Origin of the sequence: Listeria ivanovii subsp. londoniensis, assembly GCF_000763495.1 — a bacterium.
GTDB classification, from domain to species: domain Bacteria; phylum Bacillota; class Bacilli; order Lactobacillales; family Listeriaceae; genus Listeria; species Listeria londoniensis.
In genome coordinates this window covers 2,711,663-2,735,792 of record NZ_CP009576.1, presented here as the reverse complement: position 1 = coordinate 2,735,792, position 24,130 = coordinate 2,711,663, and the positions used below count along the sequence as shown (strand labels likewise).

Here is a 24,130-nt window from a genome sequence, read left to right as displayed (position 1 = left end):
GGTCTATTCCGGTGAAGATAACTGTAATGATTTTTAATCTACCTGTAATGTTAATTAGGGTAAAAACAAGTTACAATGTTAGCAGTGGAAAAGACCGATGACGGTGCTTTTTTATTTTTGTCAATACAAATTCAACTAAAAAAAGGAAATTGTGGCTATAAGCGAAATTCCTATTACAATAATGGAAATATTGTCATACCCTGAAATATAAATGTAATGTAATTAACCTATAGATGAAAAACTGTCATGGTATAATTAAGCTTATGTTGTGAGTTTAATTTTGTGTCCACAAACAGTACATCTTCATGGTTACCATGCATTACCTAAAATGTAACTCAGCAGAAAGGCATAGTAAGGTGATAAAATGATATTAATGGAAGATGTGTATAAGAAATACCCCAATGGTATAACAGCCGCTAATGGATTAAATATTAACATTGGTGAAGGGGAATTTGTTTATGTTGTGGGACCTAGTGGCGCTGGTAAATCAACCTTTATTAAAATGATTTACAGAGAAGAACGAGCAACGAAAGGCAAAATCATCGTAGACAAATTTGATTTGATCAATATGAAAAATCGAGAAATTCCATATTTACGTCGTAACGTAGGCGTGGTTTTCCAAGATTACAAATTGCTTCAAAGCAAAACAGTGTATGAAAACATTGCTTATGCGATGGAAGTGGTTGAAACTGAGCCGTCTGTAATTAAAGAACGTGTTATGGAAGTGCTTGATTTAGTCAACCTTAAGCATAAGGTAAGAATGTTGCCGGATGAACTTTCCGGTGGTGAGCAACAGCGGATATCCATTGCCCGCTCCATTGCAAATATGCCTAAAGTATTAATAGCAGATGAGCCGACCGGAAACCTGGATCCTGATACTTCATGGGAAATCATGAACATCCTTGAGGAAATAAGCAATCGCGGAACGACTATAGTAATGGCTACCCATAATAAAGAAATTGTAAACACATTGAAGCATCGGGTAATAGCTATCGAAAATGGTCGAATCGTTCGTGATGAGCAGCAAGGAGAATATGGTTATGAAATTTAGGACAATAGGAAGACACATAAGAGAAAGTTTTAAAAGTCTTTACCGGAATGGTTGGATGACCTTTGCAGCAGCAAGTGCAGTAACAGTTACACTTATCTTAGTCAGCGTGTTTTTTGCAATATTGATCAACATGAACAAGCTTGCAACAGATGTAGAAAACAATGTACAAATTAACGTACATATTTCTCTAAGCGCAGACAAGAAACAGCAGCAAGAACTTGAGAAAAACATTGAGAAGATTGATGGAGTTGATAGCGTCACTTTTTCTTCAAAGGATGATGAATTGAAGAAATTAGTTGGTGCATACGGCAAAAACTTCGAATTGTTTAAACAAGATAATCCACTATACGACGTTTTCGTTGTGGAGGCAAAAGAGCCAACGCAAACGAAAGCAATTGCTCAGAAAATCGAAAAATTACAGTACGTAGATAATGTAGAGTATGGCGAGAAAACAGTCGATAAGTTGTTTGATACATTGAAATGGGGACGATATGCTGGTATCATACTAAGCATTGGTTTGTTATTAACAGCAATGTTCTTAATATCAAACACCATTAAGATTGCGATTTTCTCCCGTAGAAGAGAAATTGAAATTATGAAATTGGTAGGAGCGACCAACTGGTTCATACGCTGGCCTTTCGTTTTAGAAGGAGCATGGCTAGGCTTGATTGGTTCGATTGTCCCGGTTGTGTTAACATTTGTAGGCTATGTTAATGTATACAATCTGATAAATCCTAAATTAGTGACTAGTTCACTTTCACTTTTACCACCAACACCGTTTGCCTATCAAATTAGTGGCTTGATTATTGCAATCGGCGTACTGATTGGGATTTGGGGTAGCGTAATCTCTATCCGGAGATTCTTGAAAGTCTAACATTTAAAAATCACTTGAAATAAAAATAAACTAAAAGAAAAGCTAGGGAGCTTTTTAGGAGGTAAACTTTTTGAAAAAGAATACGTTTATTGCGGTTTCACTCGCAGCAGTTATCAGTTTAACGCCGGCTTTTACTACTAATGTTTTTGCAGACGTGAATACAGACATCCAAAACCAAGACAAAAAAATCAATGACATTAAGTCTAAAAAAACAGATTTACAATCAGATCTTTCTGGTTTGGTAGCTGATCTTGAAAAAGCGCAAGAAAAGGCTAAATCTTTACAAGCAGACTTCGATAAAACAGGCAAAGAACTAAAACAACTTAACCAAGATATTAAAGATATCAATGAACGTATTAAAGAGCGTGAATCAGTTTTAAAAGATCGTGCTCGTGCGATGCAAAAAACTTCTAACTCGAACGCATACCTTGAAGTAGTTTTAGATGCAGAGAACCTTTCTGATTTAGTCGGTCGTGTTTCCGCAGTGAACCAATTAGTTGAATCTGATAAATCAATTTTAGATGATCAACAAAAAGACGAAAAAGCATTGAAAACAAAACAAGCTGCAGTAAAGAAAAAGCAAGAAGAACAAGCAACTGCTATCCATGATTATGAAGCACAACAAAATAAAATTGAAGCACAAAAAGCTGAAAAAGAAGCAATCGTTGCTCAACTAGCTTCTGATCAAGCAAGTGCTGAAAATGCAAAAGCTAGCCTAGTAAGCGAACGTGATAAAGCAGCGAAAGAAGCAGCAGCTCGTGCAACTGCATTACGTGAAGCTACATCTTCTAATGTTGGTCAAGAAGAAAAAGCAACAACAACTAATGCAAATGCTTCATCTAATGAATCAAAAGCTTCAAGTAAAAATACATCATCTACTTCATCAAATAACAATAGTAGCAGTAACGAAACACCAAGTACTCCTGCTCCATCTGGTAGCGGATATTCGGCAATGATTTCTGCAGCACAAGCGCAACTTGGCAAACCTTATAGCCTTGGAGCTACTGGACCAAGCGCATTTGATTGCTCTGGATTCACTTCTTACGCTTTCCGTGCAGCTGGTATCTCTCTTCCAAGAACTTCTGGTGCTCAATATGCAGCAGCTTCTAAAGTAAGTGCTAGCCAAGCAAAACCAGGTGACTTAGTATTCTTCAACTATGGTGGAGGAATTGCTCATGTTGGGATTTATGTTGGTGGTGGTCAAATGATTAATGCGCAAAACAATGGCGTTAAATATGACAACATTACTAGTGGTTACTGGGCTAAATATCTTGTAGGGTATGGTCGCGTAGCTAGCTTTTAATAATTATTGAAAAGTTAAAAAGCACCTTTGTCGTTTATAAGCAAAGGTGCTTTTTTATATGGTAAAGGGAATAAACAGGATAACTTAATGACAGACTAAGAAGTTCCTAATAATATCGAAAATAGAAAAGGAGCTTATTATGTTCAAAAAATATGGGGTATTAGTAATACTAAGCTTATTAATTGTTTCTACACCACTTAGTGTACAAGCAGATTCAATTGGTGACATGCAAAAGCGACAAAATGAAATCGAGCAAAAAAAATCAGAGATAGATAAAAATATAGATACGAAAAATTCGGAAATAGCTGATTTAGAAAATGAAGAACAAGATGCATCTAAACAATTAGATGCGCTTTTAAAGAGCATTGATGAAACGAATAAGAAGTTAAAAGCACAAGAAAATAAAGTCGAGTCTGAAAATAAGAAACTAAAGCAATTAAAAAAAGATATTGAGAAATTGCGAAATGATATTAGAGAACGGCAAGAGGTACTCGATAATCGTGCAAGAGCTATTCAAAAATCTGGAACAGCGACCGCCTACTTAGATATGATTTTTGAAGCTGGTGACTTTAAAGAACTTGTTGATCGTGTAACTGTTGTATCAGCTATGGTAAACGCTGACCAAAATATTATGCAAGATCAAAAAGATGACCAAGATAAATTAAAGGTCGCAGAAGGTAGTTCCCAAAAAAAATTAGAGAACTTAAGAGAACTTGCTGTTGATTTAGAAGTTTCTAAAAACAACATGGAAAGTCAAAAAGAAGAAAAAAATGATCTAGTCATGGCGCTTGCTAACAAAAAAGATTTAACTAAAACTGAGCAGTCATTACTAGCTAGTGAACAAGGCTCTCTAACAGCTGAAGAGAAAAAACTGGCATCAAATATTGCTGGAGAAAAAGCTAAACAAGAAGCAGCACTTAAAGCAGCAGAAGAAAAACGAATTCAAGAAGCAACAGCTAAAGCTAAAGCCGAAAAATCCAGCCAAAGTCAAACTACTGTTGCCCAAGCGCCAAGCTCCGAAACAGCCAGTGCACCAAGTCATGTAAGTTCGGGTGGGGGACAATTTATTAAACCAGCGTCTGGAATTTTAACATCTGGATTTAGTGACCGTACTAATCCTGTAACTGGTCAGCATGAATCACATAAAGGTCAAGATATTGCAGCTGGTGGGGCAGTAACAGTATCAGCCGCAGCATCAGGTACTGTTGTTTTCTCAGGATTTGGTGCATCTGGTAGTGGCTTTGGTGGTTATGGTTATGTCGTCAAAATTGATCACGGAAACGGCTTCCAAACACTATACGGACACATGCGAGCTGGTAGTTTGAAAGTAGTTGCTGGTCAACAAGTTTCACAAGGACAACCAATTGGCATAATGGGTTCAACTGGACAATCGACTGGGCAACATCTTCATTTTGAAATCCATCAAAACGGTGTGCCAATTGACCCGGCTCCATATATTTAACCAAGAAACCACTGATGGAGAGTCAGTGGTTTCTTACTGTAAAAAAACGAACGGTGATAGGCTAAATGATGATTTTATGATATGATACTACTATCAGTTTGTGTAGGAAAAGGGGGAACATAATGGGGCTGTTAGCTTATTTATTAGTGATTTTACTAATTTTGAATGTATTCTTTGCAGCAATGACAGTATTCTTAGAAAGACGTGATACATCGGCAACTTGGGCATGGTTACTAGTCCTAACTTTTGTTCCAATATTTGGGTTTATTATTTACTTGATTTTTGGTAGAAAATTATCTGGGAAGAAGATTTTTGATTGGAAGGGACAAGAAAAAATCGGTATTCAGGAATCAACGGCAAACCAAATAGAAATGATTCGTCAAAAAGAATTTCCATTTAGTGATCCAAATGTGAAGAAACATCGTGATTTAATTTACTTACTACTTGTAAATGATGGGGCGATTTTAACACAAGATAATGAAGTTGATCTTTATGTGGATGGTTATGAAAAATTTGATGCGCTTATTGCTGACATAGAAAAAGCGAAAGATCACATACATATTATTTATTATATTTTCCATTCCGATGAACTTGGAAATCGATTGATGCGAGTGTTAGAGAGGAAAGCTGCAGAAGGATTGAATGTAAAAATAATTTATGATGCAATGGGCTCGCGGACAACGAAAAAATCATTTTTCCGTACGTTTGAAGAAAATGGTGGATTTGTTAGGCCGTTTTTCCCATCAAAGTTGCCGCTCATTAATTTCCGACTTAACTATCGGAATCATCGAAAGTTAGCAATCATAGATGGTGATATTGGTTATATTGGTGGCTTCAACATTGGTGATGAATATTTAGGTTTGTCCAAAAAATTCGGTTACTGGCGTGATACGCATCTTCGTGTGCATGGCAAGGCAGTTTATGCAATGCAAACTCGTTTTATTATGGACTGGAATTCTGCATCTGCCACGAATAAAATTGATTACAAAGCAAGATATTTCCCGACATTTCATGGGAAAGGGCATACTAGCATGCAAATCGTATCTAGTGGTCCAGATTCTGAATGGCAACAAATTAAGAATGGCTACATTAAAATGATTAACGCAGCAAAAAAAACAATATACTTACAATCTCCTTATTTTATTCCAGATGCGAGTTTGCTTGAAGCCATCAAAATTGCGGCGCTTTCTGGAGTGGATGTTCGTGTGATGATTCCTAATAAACCTGACCATGCGTTTGTCTACCGAGCAACAACTAACTACGCCGGTGAATTAATGGAAACAGGAGCAAAAATATTCATTTATGATAATGGGTTCATTCATGCAAAAACATTGATTGTTGACGGAGAAATTGCTTCTGTAGGGACTGCGAACATGGACTTCCGCAGCTTCCGTCTTAACTTTGAAGTCAATGCATTTATTTATGAAAAGAAAATGGTGCAAAAACTAGAAGATGCTTTTTTAGAGGACATTTTAAAATCGTATCAACTGACACCTGAATTATATGCAAAAAGGTCCATATGGATTAAATTTAAAGAAGCGGTAAGTCGACTTTTATCGCCTATATTGTAGAAGTAATTTGGAAAAGGCTGGTGTAGATCATGGATATTTTTATGGAAATACTTAAAGGAATAGGAAGATTGTTTCTACAACCAGCACTTTATGTAGGAATTATTTTAGTGATAATTGCTGGATTTAACAGAGTAAAATGGGAGCGGAAATCATTTAGTGTTCGCGTTTACTCGCCGTGGCTGGAATTAAAAAACTTCTTTGGGATCGGGCTATTATTCGGTCTATGTCTATCAATTGTTACTACGGTAATTGGTTTTAGTGTAACACTAGAATGGGTTGCGATTTTTAATACCGTAGTTTGTTTCTTACTGATTGCTGGGATGTTTCGACTTAGTTCTACGGCCTTCACTATTGGGATTACTAGTTTAGCCTTCTATTTCTGTTATTATTTTGATATTAATTTAGCTCCTTTTACCAATGAAGCATTTGGATATGATGCGGTATTTATTGATAATTTTATGATTTCGATGACATTTTTATTGGCGATATTGCTGTTTGTAGAAGCTTTTCTTATTCAACATACGAGTGCAAACAACCCAGCACCATCGCTTAGAAAAAGTAAACGGGGGAAACTAGTTGGTTCATTTCAATTAAGAAAATTATGGTTTGTTCCATTAGTTGTCTTTATACCGGGGGATGTTTTCATAAAAATATTTGAATGGTGGCCAGTTTTTACAATTGGCGCACATTCGTATTCATTCATTATTTTGCCACTGTTTATTGGCTTCCAACAACGAGTTCAAGCACAACTTCCGGAAGAGGCTAGCCGGAAAATTGCTGTACAAGTTACTACACTTGCAACGATTATTGCTGTTGCTGGGCTTCTTGGAATTGTGATGCCAGTGCTGACGTTGTTTGCCTTTATGCTTGCTGTCATTGGCAGATTTTGGATTTCCTATCGCCATTATCGCTCAGAACAACTCTTGCCGAAAAAGTTTGGTCCGCAACCGGGGGGAATCGTAGTTCTTGGTGCACGTGAGGCAACTCCATCTGCACGTTTAAATTTAAAAGCTGGTGAGAAAATTACAGAAGTGAACGGACAACCAATTCATACACGCGAAGGGCTATATGATGCGCTTAATTTAAACCGTGCATTTTGTAAAATTAAAGTGATTGATAATAATGGTGAACCACGTTTTGAACAAACAGCACTTTATGAGAATGAATCATTCGAGTTAGGTTTGCTTTTAGTCGAACCAAGATAATTATTAGACACCAGTGTTGTTTTTTTGGAAGCAGCATTGGTGTTTTAAGTTTTTGTAAAGATAAGATTAATATAAAGGCATTTCTACCCGAAAAAGGTTAATTCATGCTATATTTTAGATAAATAGGGTTACACAAAGAAGGGATGGGAAGTAAGTTGGTAAAAATTCTTGTAGTTGATGATGAAGCTTCTATTGTTACCTTGCTGCAATTTAATATTGAAAAAGCAGGATTTGAAGTGGTGACAGCAGAAGATGGTAAGGCAGGATATGAACTAGCTTTATCAGAAAAACCAGATTTAATCGTACTTGATTTAATGCTTCCTGAAATGGATGGAATCGAAGTGACAAAAAAACTTCGTCAAAATAAAGTAAATGTTCCTATTCTAATGTTAACAGCAAAAGATGAAGAATTAGATAAAATCATTGGTCTAGAGCTTGGTGCAGATGATTATATGACAAAACCATTTAGCCCGCGAGAAGTAGTCGCGCGAATTAAAGCGATTTTACGTCGGACAGAAGGTAAAGCAGAGGCAGTTGAAGAAAATTCGGACGAAATGGAAGCAATGATTTTAATTGGTGATTTGAAAATTTTACCAGAAAGCTATGAAGTGTATTTACAAGATGAACTGCTAGACTTAACGCCAAAAGAATTCGAGTTATTATTATTTCTTGCTAATCACCGCGGCAAAGTTTTTTCACGAGATCAATTGTTAGATACTGTATGGAACTATGATTACGTTGGAGAAACACGAATTGTGGATGTTCATGTAAGCCATTTACGCGATAAACTTGAAACAGATACTAAACAACCAAAGTATATCAAAACAATCCGTGGCTTTGGCTATAAAATGGAGAATGTAAAATAATGAAAAAATTATGGCTGAAAATTGGATTGTCGTTTTTTATTCTTTTTTTCGTTGTGATGGTGATTGTTGGAATCTTTTCTGGAGAGCTGATGAAATCCACCTATTTAAACATGAAAGAAAACCAATTAGAAGATGATGCAAAAATTTTATTACAAACGACAAACATCGAGCATTTGGACTTGGATAAAGATGCAGCGACAATTCAGAAGACACTTGACCCATTAAGTGATGAAATCGATGCGCGAATTACTGTCATAGATAGCCAAGGGGATGTTGTTGCAGATACTAAAAAAAATCCGGATAACTTAGATAATCACATGAATCGCCCAGAAGTAGCGGATATTTTGGAAAATGGAGAAAACGTAGGCATATCTATCCGAGAAAGCAACTCGCTGGGGTATAGTATGCTTTATGTGGCTGTACCGGTAAAGCACCAAAATAAAACAGATGGTGTCTTAAGGATTTCGATTTCACTTGAGTCCGTTGATGCAGCTGTTGCGAAACTGTGGGGTAACTTGGCACTTATTTTTGGCATTGCTTTAGTTATTATCGCAGCAATCAGTGTTTTCATTGCTAGAAAAATTACTAGACCCGTGAAAGAAATCATTGAAGTTTCGACAGATCTTGCTAACCATAAATATGATAGTCGAATTCATGGTAAAAACAGTGGTGAATTACAAGACCTGTCGATAAGTGTAAACATGCTCGCTGAAAGCCTAGAAACGCAAATGTTTGAGATCAAGCAAAATGAGCAGCGTCTGAATGCGATTGTTCAAAACTTAGTCAGTGGAGTTATGTTGATTAATACTGATAAACAAGTAATTATGACCAATCGCACGATGTATCAAATTTTAGGTGAAGCAGAAATTACCGGAAAACCTTTTTACGAAGTGATTAAAAGTTTCGCGCTAAGTCAATTAATTGAAGCAACCTTTGAAACAAAAGTGATGAAACAAAAAGAAATTATTCTGTATTTCCCACGTGAAATGATTCTGGATGCAAGTGTATCACCAATTTTAGCTGAGGATGGCGAAATTACAGGAATTATTTTGTTGCTGCATGACATTACGCAAATCAGGCATTTAGAAAACGTTCGTTCAGAATTTGTTACTAATGTTTCGCATGAACTAAAGACACCTGTAACGGCGCTAAAAGGATTTGCAGAAACGTTGCTCGATGGGGCAATGTATGATGAAACGTTACTCAAAAAATTCTTAACGATTATTAAAGAAGAAAGTGATCGCTTGCATCGTTTAATTATGGATATTCTGGCGCTTTCTAGAATTGAACAAAATCCTGTTGTTGAAAATATCGAAACAGTAGATGTAGATGATGTGATTGAACAGTCAGCTCGAACCATCTTTGAACTCGCTACCGAAAAAAATATTCAAGTATCTATTCCAGAAAAAACTATTTCTCCAGTAATTATCGAGACAGATCGGGACAAATTGCAGCAAATATTAATCAACCTACTTTCCAATGCAATCAACTATACACCAGTCGATGGGGAAGTAGAAGTGAGATTAATCGAACACGAATCAGAAGTTATTATAGAAGTAACGGACAATGGTATTGGTATTCCTGCTAAAGATACCGATCGGGTGTTTGAACGCTTCTACCGAGTGGACAAAGCGCGTAGTAGGCACTCTGGTGGAACCGGACTTGGACTTTCTATCGTTAAACACCTTGTTGAAAACTGCGGTGGGCGAATTGAAGTAGAAAGCCAGGAAGAAGTCGGCTCAACCTTCCGAGTAACTTTACCAAAAAAAGCCTAAAAAATATCCTGTTTGAAAGAATGTAATCTTTCGGACAGGATATTTTTATTATATTTACGAAAGGGATAAAATCGCGTTAATAATTAACCTGTCTGCCTTCTATTTGCAAGAAAGTCATAAAAAAGTTTACAATTTCGACAAAATAAGTAGCTATTTACAATTACTTAACATTAGCTACACACCACCTTAAATCTGGAGCGTTATAGTGATACTTGTAAGGAATAACAATTAAAAAAACAAGGTGGGAATAAAATAATGAAAAAGAAGTATTTGGGAATAGTAGCAGTTTTAGCAGCTTTAATGCTTGTAGTTGCAGCATGTGGGAGTGGCAGCAGTTCAGCAGATAAAGCAAATGGTTCATCAAGTAAAAAAGAAGAAGTTTCAGGCTCAATTACAGCAGTTGGCTCTACAGCTCTTCAACCATTAGTGGAAGCAGCATCAAAAGAATTCACAAATACAAATCCAAAAGCGCAAATTAATGTTCAAGGTGGCGGTTCTGGAACTGGTCTAACACAAGTACAACAAGGCGCAGTAGAAATTGGTAACTCTGACGTATTTGCTGAAGAAAAAGATGGAGTAGATGCTTCAAAACTAGTTGACCATCGTGTAGCGGTTGTCGGAATGGCTCCTGTAGTAAATAAAGATGTAGGCGTTAAAAACATCACTAAACAACAACTAATTGATATTTTCACTGGAAAAACTACTAACTGGAAAGATGTTGGCGGTAAAGACGAAAAAATCACTATCATCAACCGTGCTGAAGGTAGTGGAACACGTGCTACTTTTGAAAAATGGGGACTTGATGGCGCGACTCCAGTAAAAGCACAAGAACAAGATTCATCTGGTACAGTTCGTAAAATCGTTAGCGAAACACCTGGAGCAATCAGCTACCTAGCATTTTCTTACATTGATGCTTCTGTAGTAGGACTTTCACTTGACGGTGTAGAACCAACTGAAGATAAAGTAGCCACAAACGATTGGAAAATCTGGTCTTATGAGCATATGTATACAAACGGGGAACCTAAAGACCTTACAAAAGCTTTCTTGAAATATATGACTTCTGATGACGTACAAAACAATATCGTACCACAACTAGGATACCAATCAATCAAATCCATGAAAGTGGAACGTGATTCATCTGGTAAACTAACTGACGTAAAATAAAAAGAATGAAATGGGCGTCTATCCTAGTAATCTTAGGATAGACGTATACCCATGTTAGGAGTAAAACATGGGAGGAGAAAGGAGCTTACGTGATTTGGAAGCAATAAAGGAAAAGAAGCTTACACAAACTTCCAAAAAGGCGCATTTAGAAACTAGAGGCAAGATTATTACATTCATTTGTATTTCAATTATGGTCATTGCCGCTGCGTCTATTTTGTTTTTTGTTATTTCAAAAGGGTTAGCTACGTTTACAGTTAACAAAGTATCTTTCGTTGATTTTATTACTGGTACTGATTGGAATCCCTCGCAAAAAGATGCAAATGGAAATCCGCTAGTTGGCGCTTTACCAATGATAATCGGTTCATTTGCAGTAACGCTCTTTGCTGCTTGTATTGCTGGTCCGCTTGCAATTGGTGCGGCAATATTCATGGTAGAAATTTCACCTAAGTTTGGGAAAAAAGTTTTACAACCAGTAATGGAATTATTAGTTGGAATTCCATCTGTTGTTTATGGATTCATTGGCTTAAGCGTAGTCGTTCCATTTATTCGCGATCATATTTCTGGAAGTGGATTTGGGATTGCTGCTGCGACAGTTGTTTTAACAGTCATGATTTTACCTACTGTTACTTCATTAAGTGTGGACGCGATTAAATCCGTTCCACGTCATTACCGAGAAGCTTCTTTAGCGCTCGGAGCGACCCGTTTTCAAACGATTTGGAAAGTAGTGCTTCGTAGTTCACGGTCAGGAATTTTGACAGCGATTGTGTTTGGGATGGCACGTGCATTCGGGGAAGCCCTTGCTGTACAAATGGTTATCGGGAACTCTGCTGTTATTCCGACATCATTATTTGAACCAGCTTCCACCCTCACAAGTATCTTGACGATGGGCATGGGAAATACGGTTATGGGGACACTGGATAATAATATCCTTTGGTCACTTGCAATGGTGCTACTTGCGATGTCACTATTCTTCATCATTGTGATTCGCTTCATCGGGCGTAGGAGGAAAATCAAATGAATGTAAAAACAAAAGATAAAATCGCGACAGGTGTTTTCTATGCTATTGCTGTCTTAATTGTTGTTATTCTAGCAAGTTTATTAGGCTATATTTTAGTAAAAGGTGTTCCGCAGTTAAGTTGGAAGTTTTTGACGACCCCACCACAGTCGTTCCAAGCTGGCGGCGGAATTGGCCCTGAAATCTGGAATTCTTTTTATATGCTCTTAATTACCATGTTAATATCGGTCCCTATCTCGCTTGGAGCAGGAATATACATGGCAGAATATGCGCGTAAAAATTGGATTACAGATCTAATTAGGACAACGATTGAAGTTCTTTCCTCACTTCCATCTATTGTCGTTGGGCTATTCGGTTTCCTTGTTTTTGTTATTCAAATGGGGTGGAGTTTCTCGGTTATTTCCGGGGCACTTACACTAACGATTTTTAATTTACCACTACTCATTCGTGTTGTTGAAGAAGCGTTAAATGCTATTCCGAGTACACAACGAGAAGCAGGTCTTGCACTTGGCTTATCAAGATGGGAAACGATAACCCGTGTACTTGTGCCAGCAGCATTACCAGCGATTATTACTGGTGTTATTTTAGCAGCTGGTCGGGTATTTGGTGAAGCAGCTGCATTGATTTTCACTGCCGGACAAAGTACACCAGTGTTGGATTTTACTGATTGGAATCCAGTCAGCCCAGTTTCGCCACTCAATATTTTCCGTCCAGCAGAAACATTAGCTGTTCACATTTGGAAAATTAATGGGGAAGGGATTATGCCAGATGCTCAAGCTGTTTCTGACGGTGCATCTGCTGTATTAATTCTCTCTGTATTACTTTTCAATGTCTTAGCTCGTCTGCTTGGAAAAGTTGTTTATAAACGCATGACCTCTTCGTAAAAAAACAGGAAAAGGAGTTTTATAATAATGTTAACCAAAAAGCCTGAAATTAATTCTATTTTACAAACAACACCAGACCCTTATTCCCTTCCTGCTGCGATGGCGACAGAGGATTTGCATGTATATTACGGTGATAACCATGCGATCAAGGGCGTCGACTTAACTTTCCCAGAAAATAAGGTTACTGCGCTAATTGGGCCCTCTGGTTGCGGGAAATCAACTTATTTAAGAGCATTAAACCGCATGAATGACGAAATTGATGGTTGTCGGATGGAAGGGAAGATTCTCTATGACGGCATTAATATCAATCGTAAAGAGGTTGACCTTTACAATGTGCGCAAAGAAATTGGGATGGTATTCCAAAAACCAAACCCATTCACGAAATCCATTTATGAAAATGTTGCATTTGGACTTAAACGCCATGGAATGAAAAATAAAAAAGAAATCATCGAGCGAGTTGAAAAAAGTTTGCGGCGTGCAGCACTTTGGGATGAAGTAAAAGACGATCTTGGCAAGAGTGCATTATCTCTATCTGGAGGTCAACAACAACGGCTGTGTATCGCGAGGGCAGTGGCAATGCAACCAAAAGTATTACTACTAGACGAACCAGCATCCGCACTTGATCCAATTTCAACAAGTAAAATTGAAGATTTAATTAATGAACTCAAAAATAAATATACAATCATTATCGTTACGCATAATATGCAACAAGCCGCTCGTGTTTCTGACTATACTTCTTTCTTTTATCTTGGGGAAGTTGTGGAATTCTCGGGTACGTCTGAACTATTCACTAACCCGCAAGAAAAACAAACCGAAGACTATATTTCTGGGAACTTTGGCTAGAAAGGAGCTTTTAAATGACAATTGAAACTGCAGAAAAAATCGAATATATTATAGAAACGAAAGATGTCGATCTATTTTATGGATCAAAACAAGCACTTGAAAAAATTGCTTTAAATATCAAAAAGAATCAAGTGACTGCCCTAATTGGCCCATCTGGTTGCGGGAAATCGACTTTTCTTAGAACGTTAAATCGAATGAACGATTTAATTCCCGGCGTAAAAACAACAGGTGAAATCCATATTGGTGATGATGATGTGCAAAATCCAAAAATCGATATGGTTAACTTACGAAAAAAAGTTGGAATGGTTTTCCAGCAAGCTAATCCATTTCCGTTTTCGATTTATGACAATGTTGCCTATGGTCCACGAATGCATGGGGTAAAAGATAAAAAAGAACTAGATGCTATTGTTGAAAAAAGTTTGCGTCAAGCAGCACTTTGGGATGAAGTTCATGATAGATTGGATCGTTCAGCAATTGGAATGTCGGGTGGACAACAACAACGTCTTTGTATTGCGCGAGTACTTGCGGTGAAGCCTGATGTTATTTTGATGGATGAGCCAACCTCTGCACTCGATCCAATCTCAACAGCTAAAGTAGAAGATCTAATTTTAGAACTAAAGAAAGATTACACGATTGTTATTGTGACACATAATATGCAACAAGCCTCTCGTATTTCAGACGAGACTGCTTTCTTTCTTAATGGGCGCATCGTCGAATTTTCAGATACAACGAGTATTTTTACCAACCCAGCAGAAAAAGAAACCGAAGACTATATTTCGGGAAGATTTGGATAAAGGAGTGTTATTATGGTAGTTAGAAAAATTTTTACCGAACAACTTAATGATTTGCACCAACACTTAATGGAAATGGGTATGCTTGCTAATGAAGCCATTTTTAAAGCGGTAAAGTCGTTAGTTCATAGAGATACCGAACTGGCCAAACAAGTAGTAGCAGAAGACAAAGCGATTAACAATATGGAGTTATCTTTAGAACAACGCTCTTTTGAATTGATTGCCTTACAACAACCTGTTGGGATGGATTTGCGGAAAATCGTGACCGTTTTGAAAACAAGCTCGGATTTAGAACGTATTGGCGACCACGCAGTAAGTATTGCCAAAACAGCCATTTTAATTGGGGAAAGTAAAGTGTTAAAGCCAATTCCAGAAATTCCGGAAATGGGTGAAATTGTAAAATCCATGTTGCAAGAGGTATTAAAAGCATATCTTTCAGAAGACGAAGCTGCAGCACGCGAAATTGCGATTCGCGATAATGAAGTAGATAAGCTTCACAAAATTGTCTACCAAAAATGCATTACTTTTATGCAAGAAGAGCCGGAACATATTGAAGATGTTTCTCAATTGCTACTAGTTTCTCAGTACATTGAACGAATTGGCGACTACGTAACGAATGTATGCGAATGGATTGTTTACCTTAAAAGTGGCGAAATTGAAGATTTAAATCGATGAAGAAAACAACCCGATTCCCTGTATTAGAGGTAAATCGGGTTGTTTTCTGTGTGTTAGGCGGTTTAAATAACTTCTCAATATTTAACCCTTTTTATTCCCAGCTCTCCTTTCTCTTTGATAAAATAAGTGTAGCATGGAAAGGAGAAAGAGTGTTTTTTTGCTCATATATAATCATTTTTCGAAGGAAGTAGTTATTAAACTTGCGGAATCATTCCTATTTAAGTATCATATGAGTATATGAACATGTAAGGAAAATGGAGTGATATTCGATGGAAAACGCAAAACAATCATTAGATGAAGAAACGCTTTTTAGTGTGACACAAATTTTCAAGGCGCTTTCTGATCCAACTCGCGTCCAGATTTTAAATTTATTACAAGATAGAGAGTACTCCGTGAATGAGATTGCACGTACCTTATCTTTCAATCAGACGACCGTTTCACATCAACTACGGTTTTTGAAAAATTTAAGGCTTGTAAAGTCAAGACGAGCAGGAACTACCATTTATTATATGCAAGATGATAATCACGTATTAGAATTATTAACGCAAGCAATTCGCCACGTACATCATCACTAATGTAAAACACTCAGAAAACCTTTATGGGAAGGATGGGTGTTTTTATGCCAAATAAATGGCAATTATGGTAAAGTAAGTAACAAATAAGAACTTGGGGGAAAGGGTTTTGAAAAAATTAACACCAATGCAAAAATTTACAGTTATTACAGGGATTATTGTGATGATTATTATTTCGATTTTAGCTATTGCATGGAATAGCAATCTTACTGCAGTTATCATTTTGTCAGTAGCTCAATTTGTTATTATTCAATTTGTTTGTTATGTAGGAATTTATTCGCAAATGAAAGTCGGGACTGCTCGGGGAACGAAACTTTTTAGCTGGGGGATTTTGACGACGCTGTTATTTTCAGCAATTATCTTTATTTTTGCTACGGATAATTTTAGAACCTATTCAGCGGCGATGATAGCCCTAATCGGTTACTGCGCGGCATTAATGATGCGTGAAATAGAAAATACTAATCCTGCTAACAAAAAGCAAAAGCGGGAGGAATAAAACGAAGAATGGAGTGATAATATGGGAATTCATCAATATTTCCAAAGTTTATCTGATTTAGAAAACATTTATCGTTGCCCAGGAAAATTTAAATATCAAGAACATTCAGTTGCAGAACATTCCTACAAAGTGACTTCCATCGCCCAGTTTTTCGGAGCAGTAGAAGAAGAAGCTGGCAATGAAGTAAATTGGCGTGCACTATATGAAAAAGCGTTAAACCATGATTATTCTGAGTTATTCATTGGTGATATAAAAACTCCAGTGAAATACGCAACGACAGAGTTACGAGAAATGCTTTCAGAAGTGGAAGAAAGTATGACCAAAAACTTTATCGAACGAGAAATCCCTAAAACATTCCAGCCTATTTATCGCCATTTATTGAAAGAAGGAAAAGATAGCACGCTAGAAGGGAAAATCTTAGCAATTTCTGATAAAGTGGATTTATTGTACGAATCCTTTGGCGAAATTCAAAAGGGAAATCCGGAAAATATTTTTGTGGAAATTTATAGCGAGGCGCTTGCAACGATTTATGAATATCGCGAAATGGAGAGCGTTAAGTACTTTTTACGTGAAATTTTGCCAGATATGCTTGCTGAAAAAGGAATCGAAAAAACAGAGTTACCTCAATTAACAACTGAAATAACGACGAAAGCATTGCGTGACGCGTAAAATTAAGGAGGGGGGAGTAAGATGGATCAAATTATATCTGCACTTATTTTTCCTTGTTTGCTCGTTATCCTTTTTGCGCGAATCACCTATAATCGTTATGTGGCACTACTACTCATGGTGATTTTAATTGCTGCATCTGCTAAGTTAGGCTATACAAGTTCCTATTGGTTAATTATCATTGATGCTTTTTCGATGACAATTGGTTTTGTTCTTGCCACCTATATGCTACAACGTCTGAAAAAGAGCGGCAGTGATTTTTAAAAGAGCAAATAGATAGGTAGAAACACGTAAAAATGATAAAATAAAGAAAAGCGTAATCAACAGGTTGCGTTTTTTGTTTTTAAAATAATGCGAAAATATGTTCGGTTTTTGCTAGGCTAATTAAAATATCTATGATAAAATAGAAACATTAACGGATCTGGAAAAATTCGCTTTTTGCTTTGCGGGACATTTCACAGATGGAGTTTTCAAATACCAAGATTGGACCGATAAAAGATAGGGGGAATCCGAGTTGAGGGATAAATTTGAGTTAGTTTCTAAGTACAGTCCACAAGGAGACCAACCTAGAGCGATTGAACAATTAGTATCAGGCTTAAGAAAAGGCTTGAAACATCAAACCTTGCTTGGGGCAACCGGTACAGGGAAAACTTTTACCGTATCTAATGTCATTCAAGAGGTAAATAAGCCGACGCTTGTTATGGCTCACAATAAAACATTAGCAGGTCAATTATATAGTGAATTTAAAGAGTTCTTTCCAAATAATGCAGTAGAATATTTTGTTAGCTATTATGACTATTACCAACCAGAAGCCTATGTTCCACAAAGTGATACCTACATTGAAAAAGATGCAAGTATTAATGACGAAATCGATAAGCTACGTCACTCAGCAACTGCTGCACTTTTTGAACGCCGAGATGTTATTATCATCGCCAGTGTATCTTGTATTTATGGTTTAGGTTCGCCAATTGAATATGGAGAAATGCTTGTCTCGCTTCGTGTTGGAATGGAAATTAGTCGTGATCAGCTGCTACGAAAATTAGTAGATATTCAGTATGACCGCAATGATATTGATTTCCAGCGTGGCCGTTTCCGCGTTCGTGGTGATGTAGTGGAGATATTCCCGGCATCACGTGATGAACACTGTATGCGTGTAGAATTTTTTGGTGATGAAATTGAACGTATAAGAGAAGTGGATGCGTTGACTGGTGAGATCATCGGCGAACGAGAACATGTTTCGATTTTCCCAGCATCTCACTTTGTTACTCGCCCAGATATCATGAAAAAAGCGATTATTAATATAAAAGCGGAATTAGAAGATCGCCTAAAAGTTTTGCGAGCAGACAATAAGTTACTTGAAGCGCAACGACTTGAACAGCGAACCAATTATGATTTAGAAATGATGGAAGAAATGGGCTATTGTTCTGGAATCGAAAACTATTCTCGTCATCTATCCCTTCGTCCAGCAGGAGTTACCCCATATACGCTGCTTGATTATTTTCCAGATGATTTCCAAATGGTAATCGATGAGTCGCATGTAACGATGCCACAAATTCGTGGGATGTTCAATGGTGACCAAGCGAGAAAACAAATGTTAGTAGACCACGGTTTTAGATTACCGAGTGCGCTAGATAACCGTCCACTTCGATTAGAAGAATTTGAAAAACATATTAATCAAATCATGTTTATATCGGCTACACCTGGCCCATATGAACTCGAAAAAAATCCAGATGTCATTGAGCAAATTATCCGCCCGACTGGACTACTTGATCCAATTGTTGAAATTCGTCCGATTCAAGGTCAAATTGATGATTTAATGGATGAAATTAACGATAGAGTAGAAAAAAATGAGCGAGTCTTAATTACTACTTTAACGAAAAAAATGTCTGAGGATTTAACTAACTATCTAAAAGAAGCAGGGGTAAAGGTTCAATATCTACATTCGGAAGTAAAAACGTTAGAACGAATCGAAATCATTCGCGACTTACGATTAGGTGTTTACGATGTTATTGTCGGAATTAATCTATTGCGTGAAGGAATCGATTTACCAGAAGTGTCCCTTGTTGCCATTTTGGATGCCGATAAGGAGGGTTTCCTTCGTTCGGAACGTTCGCTAATTCAAACAATGGGTCGTGCTGCGCGTAATGAAAATGGTCGAGTTATCATGTATGCTGACAAAATGACCGATTCGATGCGCAACTCTATTAGTGAAACAGAACGTCGTCGTAAAATTCAAATCGAGTATAACGAAAAGCATGGCATTACACCAATGACCATTAAGAAAGAAATCCGTGGTATCATAGCAGCAACTTCTGCCGCAGATGAAAGAGAAGCAATTAAACAGCACGACTTAAGTAAAATGTCTAAGAAAGAACGGGATGTCTTCATTGAAGGTATGGAACATGAAATGAAAGAAGCGGCCAAAGCACTTGATTTTGAACGTGCTGCCGAATTGCGTGATGCTTTACTGGAAATAAAAGCGGAAGGATGAAGCGAAATTGAATAAAGACAAAATAGTAATTCAAGGTGCACGAGCCCATAATTTAAAAAACATCGATTTAGAAATCCCAAGAGATAAGTTAGTTGTTATGACTGGATTATCCGGATCAGGTAAATCTTCGCTAGCTTTTGATACCATTTATGCGGAGGGGCAAAGACGCTATGTAGAGTCGTTGTCTGCTTATGCACGCCAATTTTTAGGACAGATGGATAAACCAGATGTGGACTTAATTGAAGGTCTTAGTCCAGCTATTTCTATTGACCAAAAAACAACTAGTCGTAATCCACGTTCTACAGTTGGAACAGTAACAGAAATCCATGATTACTTGCGACTGCTTTATGCTCGAGTTGGACATCCAGTTTGTCCTAACCACGGCATCGAAATCACTTCTCAAACCATCGAACAAATGGTGGATCGTGTACTGGAATATCCAGAAAAAACACGTATCCAAATTATGGCGCCCATCGTTTCTGGCAAAAAAGGCACACACAAAAAAACTATCGAAGAAATTAAAAAAGAAGGTTATGTAAGAATCCGGGTTGACGGAGAAATATATGACATCAATGACGAAATGGAAATCGAAAAAAACAAAAAGCATTCTATCGAAATAATCATCGACCGTATTGTCATTAAAGAAGGAATAAATACTCGTTTGTATGATTCAATAGAAGCTGCTCTTCGCCTAGCAGATGGTTATGCAGTGGTGGATATCATGGGTGATAAGGAATTACTATTTAGTGAACATTATGCTTGTCCATATTGTGGTTTCTCAGTTGGAGAATTAGAACCACGAATGTTCTCTTTTAATAGCCCGTTTGGTGCTTGCCCAACTTGTGATGGATTAGGAACCAAGCTAGAAGTTGATGTAGATACTGTTATTCCAGATAGAAGCTTATCACTAAATGAAGGGGCAATTATCCCTTGGCGTCCAATCAGCTCTCAGTACTACCCACAAATGTTAGCTTCTGCTTGTAAAGAGTTTGGAATTGATATGGATAAGCCACTTGAAAAACTATCTAAAGAAGATTTAGATATTATTTTGAATGGCTCAAAAGAGAAAGAGTTTTATTTCGAATACAAAAATGATTTTGGTATGACACGCGAAACCTGGATTCCGTTCGAAGGGATACTTCCTAATATCGAACGTCGCTACCGGGAAACAAACTCTGACTTCACGCGCGACCAAATGGCACAATATATGACAGATTTACCTTGCCCATCTTGTAAAGGCTATCGCTTAAAAGAAGAGACACTTTCAGTCAAAGTAAATGATCATCATATTGGACAAATCAGTGAATTCTCGATTAACGAAGCGCTAGCATTTTTTGATGGTCTAGAGCTCTCTGAAAAAGAAACACAAATTGCTGCTCCAATTTTCAAAGAAGTTCGTGCTCGACTAGGGTTCTTAAAAAATGTGGGCTTAGATTACTTGACGATGAGTCGCGCTGCAGGAACACTTTCAGGTGGGGAAGCACAGCGTATCAGACTAGCAACCCAAATTGGTTCGAGATTAACGGGTGTCCTTTATATTCTTGATGAACCATCGATTGGACTTCATCAGCGTGATAATGACCGTTTAATTAGTACATTACAAAGCATGCGTGACATTGGTAATACACTTATTGTGGTTGAGCACGATGAAGACACCATGATGGCGGCTGACTATTTGATTGATATTGGACCTGGCGCAGGCGAACATGGCGGTCGGATTGTTGCTGCGGGAACTCCAGAAGAAGTCGCGAAAAATAAGGATTCCATTACTGGTGATTATCTATCTGGCAAAAAATTCATCCCAGTTCCAGCAATTCGTAGAAAAGGAAATGGTCTTGAATTAGAAATAATCGGTGCAAAAGCCAATAATTTAAAAAATGTTAATGCTAAAATCCCGCTGGCAACATTCTCATGTGTCACAGGTGTTTCTGGTTCTGGTAAAAGCTCACTTGTAAATGAAGTACTTCGAAAAGCGCTAGCGAGAAAGCTAAATAGAAATCATGCTAAACCTGGGGAACACAAAGAAATCAAAGGCATTGAAAACTTGGAAAAAATCATTAACATTGATCAATCTCCAATTGGCAGAACCCCACGCTCAAATCCGGCGACTTATACAGGTGCATTTGATGATATTCGGGATCTTTTTGCAAGCACCAATGAAGCGAAAGTTCGTGGCTATAAAAAAGGTCGTTTCAGCTTCAACGTAAAAGGCGGTCGCTGTGAAGCTTGTAAGGGTGACGGAATCATCAAAATTGAAATGCACTTTTTACCTGATGTATACGTACCTTGCGAAGTTTGTCATGGGAAACGCTACAATGGTGAAACATTAGATATCCGTTACAAAGGGAAAAATATTGCAGAAGTTTTAGAAATGACAGTAGAAGAAGGGCTGGAGTATTTTACAAACCAACCTAGGATTGCTCGGAAACTGCAAACAATTGTAGATGTGGGGCTTGGATATATTCGCCTTGGTCAACCCGCAACCACACTATCGGGCGGTGAAGCACAACGGGTTAAGCTGGCCTCTGAACTTCATAAACGGAGTAACGGAAAATCATTCTATATTCTTGACGAACCAACAACTGGTTTGCATGCGGATGACATTGGCAGGCTTTTAAAAGTGCTCCAAAGGCTTGTAGAAGAAAATGGAGATACAGTCCTTGTAATCGAGCATAATCTAGATGTTATCAAACAAGCTGATTATTTGATTGACTTAGGACCTGAAGGCGGCGATGGTGGGGGCCAAATTATTGCAACTGGAACTCCTGAAAAAATTGCTCGTTCCAAAAAATCATACACAGGTAAATACTTAAAACCCATTTTAGAACGTGATAAAGAAAGAACGGCAGCAAAAATCACTTCTGTCCAAGAAAAATAATAATTAAGTCTCGCTTATTAATAAATAAGCGGGATTTTTTAAAGTCTAATCACAATCCATTACATGGTTACTCACCAAACCACCCAAAGTCCAAACAAATAATCATCCTCTGGTTGTATGACAGAAATTATTTTTTCCTTCATAATAGAGTCATAGATAAAACAGATATGTCACTTGCAAATGAAGCAAGCCTAAAATAGTTTAGCCGAAAGTATAGGAGGAAATGAAAATGGAAAACGAACGCAAACGTATTCTAGAATTAGTCAAACAAGGTATTATTTCCACAGAAGAAGCACTTACACTACTTGAAAACATTTCTAAAAAAGAAGGTAAATCAGTTGCCAAAGAAAATATTCGTCGTTCTACAGCACCAACAGAAGAAGTAGAAGAAGCGCCTGAAGAAGAACCAACATACGATTATAGTAAAGGTTGGAATAATCAAGGCAATCCATACACAGCTCCAAAGAGACGCCAAAGACGCCCGGAACCGCGTGTGGATAATGATGAAACACAACAAGAAGAACGCCAAGAAAACACTTCAAAAGATCGTGACGAATCCATGCGTAATATGGTTAATGACCTATCCCAGGCTGGTGAAAAAATCGGTTCATTCTTAAATAGTGCATTCAAACAAGTGAAAGATATGCCATTCCCATTTTTAACATCTACAAAAATCGAACGTGACTTTGTTTACCACGATACAACACTTTCAATATTAGAATTTGAAATAGCGAACGGAAATGTAGAATTTAAGCCATCAGACTCTGATGATATCAAAGTTCATGCGATGATTAAGCTATTCAAAGAGTATCCAGAAGATGAAGCACTGAAAATCTTCTTTGATAAAACTACTTTACGCGTAGATGAAGAAACATTGCGTTTTGAGTCTACCTCTAAACAAATTGTTACAAATTTAACTGTTTACTTGCCTCGTCGGGAGTATGATTATGTATCTGTTAAAATGCTTAATGGTAACTTCCACCTAGATGAATTATCAGGTCGAGATTTATTTGTTAAAACAACAAACGGAAATATAAGTATCGGAACATTAAATGCTACCCTTGCAGAAATCGAATCTATCAATGGGAATGTCCGTATCCAAAATGGCGAAATTCGTGATGTTGCGCTTAAAACTTTCAATGGTAATGTCGCAGCAAAAGGTAACTACTACTCCACTAACTTACAAACAAAGAATGGGAATGTGCATTATCAATTAACTGGTAATGAAGCAACCTTTTTAAAAGCGAAAACAGGCGCGGGGAATATTGAAGTTCTTGTACCTAGCGCAATTGGTGTAGATGGACGTTTTCATACAAACCTAGGTAAATTACTGTTAGATCTAAAAGACGCAGAAGTACTAGAATCTAAAACGGAGTCGGTAAGCAAATCTATCGTATTTACTAAGTTACCAGATGCAGTTGATTCTTCCCTTAAAATCGAAGCAGAAGCCACAACTGGTTCCGTGAAAATCCGTGAAGCAAAATAATAATTCGAAATCTAGCGCCAGAATAGCGCGCTAGATTTTACATAGAAATAAGAAAGGAAGAA

The 24,130-nt window shown here is 37.4% G+C and carries 21 protein-coding genes; all 21 read left to right on the top strand.

The annotated features are described in order from the left end of the window. Positions 1–364: 364 nt before the first annotated feature. The 21 genes from ftsE (at position 365) to JL53_RS13335 (ending at position 24,068) form a co-directional block, all read left to right on the top strand. A complete protein-coding gene (ftsE, locus tag JL53_RS13435; protein ID WP_003720823.1) occupies positions 365–1,051 on the top strand; it encodes a cell division ATP-binding protein FtsE in 687 nt (228 codons plus the stop codon). Further along, positions 1,041–1,925: a permease-like cell division protein FtsX gene (gene ftsX, locus JL53_RS13430; protein WP_038407873.1), complete on the top strand. Its 885-nt coding sequence runs from the start codon at positions 1,041–1,043 to the stop codon at positions 1,923–1,925. Before ftsE ends, ftsX begins: the two co-directional genes overlap by 11 nt. 70 nt (positions 1,926–1,995) lie before the next feature. Beyond that, complete coding sequence (locus tag JL53_RS13425; protein WP_038407872.1) at positions 1,996–3,228, top strand: NlpC/P60 family protein; 1,233 nt, start codon at positions 1,996–1,998, stop codon at positions 3,226–3,228. Positions 3,229–3,367: 139 nt separating this feature from the next. Further along, the gene (locus tag JL53_RS13420; RefSeq protein WP_038407871.1) at positions 3,368–4,690 is read left to right on the top strand and encodes a murein hydrolase activator EnvC family protein; all 1,323 of its coding nucleotides are present in this window, start codon (positions 3,368–3,370) and stop codon (positions 4,688–4,690) included. Positions 4,691–4,812: 122 nt separating this feature from the next. Continuing rightward, positions 4,813–6,261: a cardiolipin synthase gene (gene cls, locus JL53_RS13415; RefSeq protein WP_038407870.1), complete on the top strand. Its 1,449-nt coding sequence runs from the start codon at positions 4,813–4,815 to the stop codon at positions 6,259–6,261. Between the two features lie 29 nt (positions 6,262–6,290). Continuing rightward, positions 6,291–7,466 (top strand): PDZ domain-containing protein, encoded by a 1,176-nt coding sequence (locus JL53_RS13410; RefSeq protein WP_003720817.1) that lies wholly within the window; start codon positions 6,291–6,293, stop codon positions 7,464–7,466. Between the two features lie 155 nt (positions 7,467–7,621). Continuing rightward, complete coding sequence (locus tag JL53_RS13405) at positions 7,622–8,332, top strand: response regulator transcription factor (protein WP_003720816.1); 711 nt, start codon at positions 7,622–7,624, stop codon at positions 8,330–8,332. Then, positions 8,332–10,107, top strand: coding sequence for a two-component system histidine kinase PnpS (gene pnpS, locus JL53_RS13400; protein WP_038407867.1), 1,776 nt, complete (start codon positions 8,332–8,334; stop codon positions 10,105–10,107). The genes JL53_RS13405 and pnpS overlap by 1 nt, the downstream gene beginning before the upstream one ends. Positions 10,108–10,362: 255 nt before the next feature. Then, a complete protein-coding gene (locus JL53_RS13395) occupies positions 10,363–11,271 on the top strand; it encodes a phosphate ABC transporter substrate-binding protein PstS family protein (protein ID WP_038407866.1) in 909 nt (302 codons plus the stop codon). 94 nt (positions 11,272–11,365) lie between these two features. After that, the gene (gene pstC, locus JL53_RS13390) at positions 11,366–12,289 is read left to right on the top strand and encodes a phosphate ABC transporter permease subunit PstC (protein WP_077916442.1); all 924 of its coding nucleotides are present in this window, start codon (positions 11,366–11,368) and stop codon (positions 12,287–12,289) included. Further along, positions 12,286–13,170, top strand: coding sequence for a phosphate ABC transporter permease PstA (gene pstA, locus JL53_RS13385; RefSeq protein WP_014093710.1), 885 nt, complete (start codon positions 12,286–12,288; stop codon positions 13,168–13,170). Before pstC ends, pstA begins: the two co-directional genes overlap by 4 nt. A 27-nt stretch (positions 13,171–13,197) precedes the next feature. Then, positions 13,198–14,013: a phosphate ABC transporter ATP-binding protein PstB gene (gene pstB, locus JL53_RS13380; RefSeq protein WP_038407864.1), complete on the top strand. Its 816-nt coding sequence runs from the start codon at positions 13,198–13,200 to the stop codon at positions 14,011–14,013. A gap of 14 nt (positions 14,014–14,027) precedes the next feature. Then, a complete protein-coding gene (pstB, locus tag JL53_RS13375; protein WP_038407863.1) occupies positions 14,028–14,807 on the top strand; it encodes a phosphate ABC transporter ATP-binding protein PstB in 780 nt (259 codons plus the stop codon). 12 nt (positions 14,808–14,819) lie between these two features. Beyond that, complete coding sequence (gene phoU, locus JL53_RS13370) at positions 14,820–15,479, top strand: phosphate signaling complex protein PhoU (protein ID WP_003720807.1); 660 nt, start codon at positions 14,820–14,822, stop codon at positions 15,477–15,479. A 269-nt stretch (positions 15,480–15,748) separates the two neighbouring features. Further along, positions 15,749–16,054, top strand: a complete 306-nt coding sequence (locus tag JL53_RS13365; protein ID WP_003720806.1) for an ArsR/SmtB family transcription factor — start codon at positions 15,749–15,751, stop codon at positions 16,052–16,054. Positions 16,055–16,160: 106 nt separating this feature from the next. Further along, a complete protein-coding gene (locus JL53_RS13360) occupies positions 16,161–16,547 on the top strand; it encodes a hypothetical protein (RefSeq protein WP_003720805.1) in 387 nt (128 codons plus the stop codon). Between the two features lie 21 nt (positions 16,548–16,568). Further along, a complete protein-coding gene (locus tag JL53_RS13355) occupies positions 16,569–17,216 on the top strand; it encodes an HD domain-containing protein (RefSeq protein ID WP_003720804.1) in 648 nt (215 codons plus the stop codon). Between the two features lie 21 nt (positions 17,217–17,237). Beyond that, positions 17,238–17,477 (top strand): CsbA family protein, encoded by a 240-nt coding sequence (locus tag JL53_RS13350; RefSeq protein WP_003720803.1) that lies wholly within the window; start codon positions 17,238–17,240, stop codon positions 17,475–17,477. A 250-nt stretch (positions 17,478–17,727) separates the two neighbouring features. Then, a complete protein-coding gene (gene uvrB, locus JL53_RS13345) occupies positions 17,728–19,704 on the top strand; it encodes an excinuclease ABC subunit UvrB (protein ID WP_038407861.1) in 1,977 nt (658 codons plus the stop codon). 7 nt (positions 19,705–19,711) lie between these two features. Further along, on the top strand, positions 19,712–22,582 hold the full coding sequence (uvrA, locus tag JL53_RS13340; protein WP_038407860.1) for an excinuclease ABC subunit UvrA: 2,871 nt from the start codon (positions 19,712–19,714) through the stop codon (positions 22,580–22,582). Positions 22,583–22,811: 229 nt separating this feature from the next. Further along, on the top strand, positions 22,812–24,068 hold the full coding sequence (locus tag JL53_RS13335) for a DUF4097 family beta strand repeat-containing protein (RefSeq protein ID WP_003720799.1): 1,257 nt from the start codon (positions 22,812–22,814) through the stop codon (positions 24,066–24,068). The last annotated feature ends 62 nt before the right edge of the window (positions 24,069–24,130 follow it).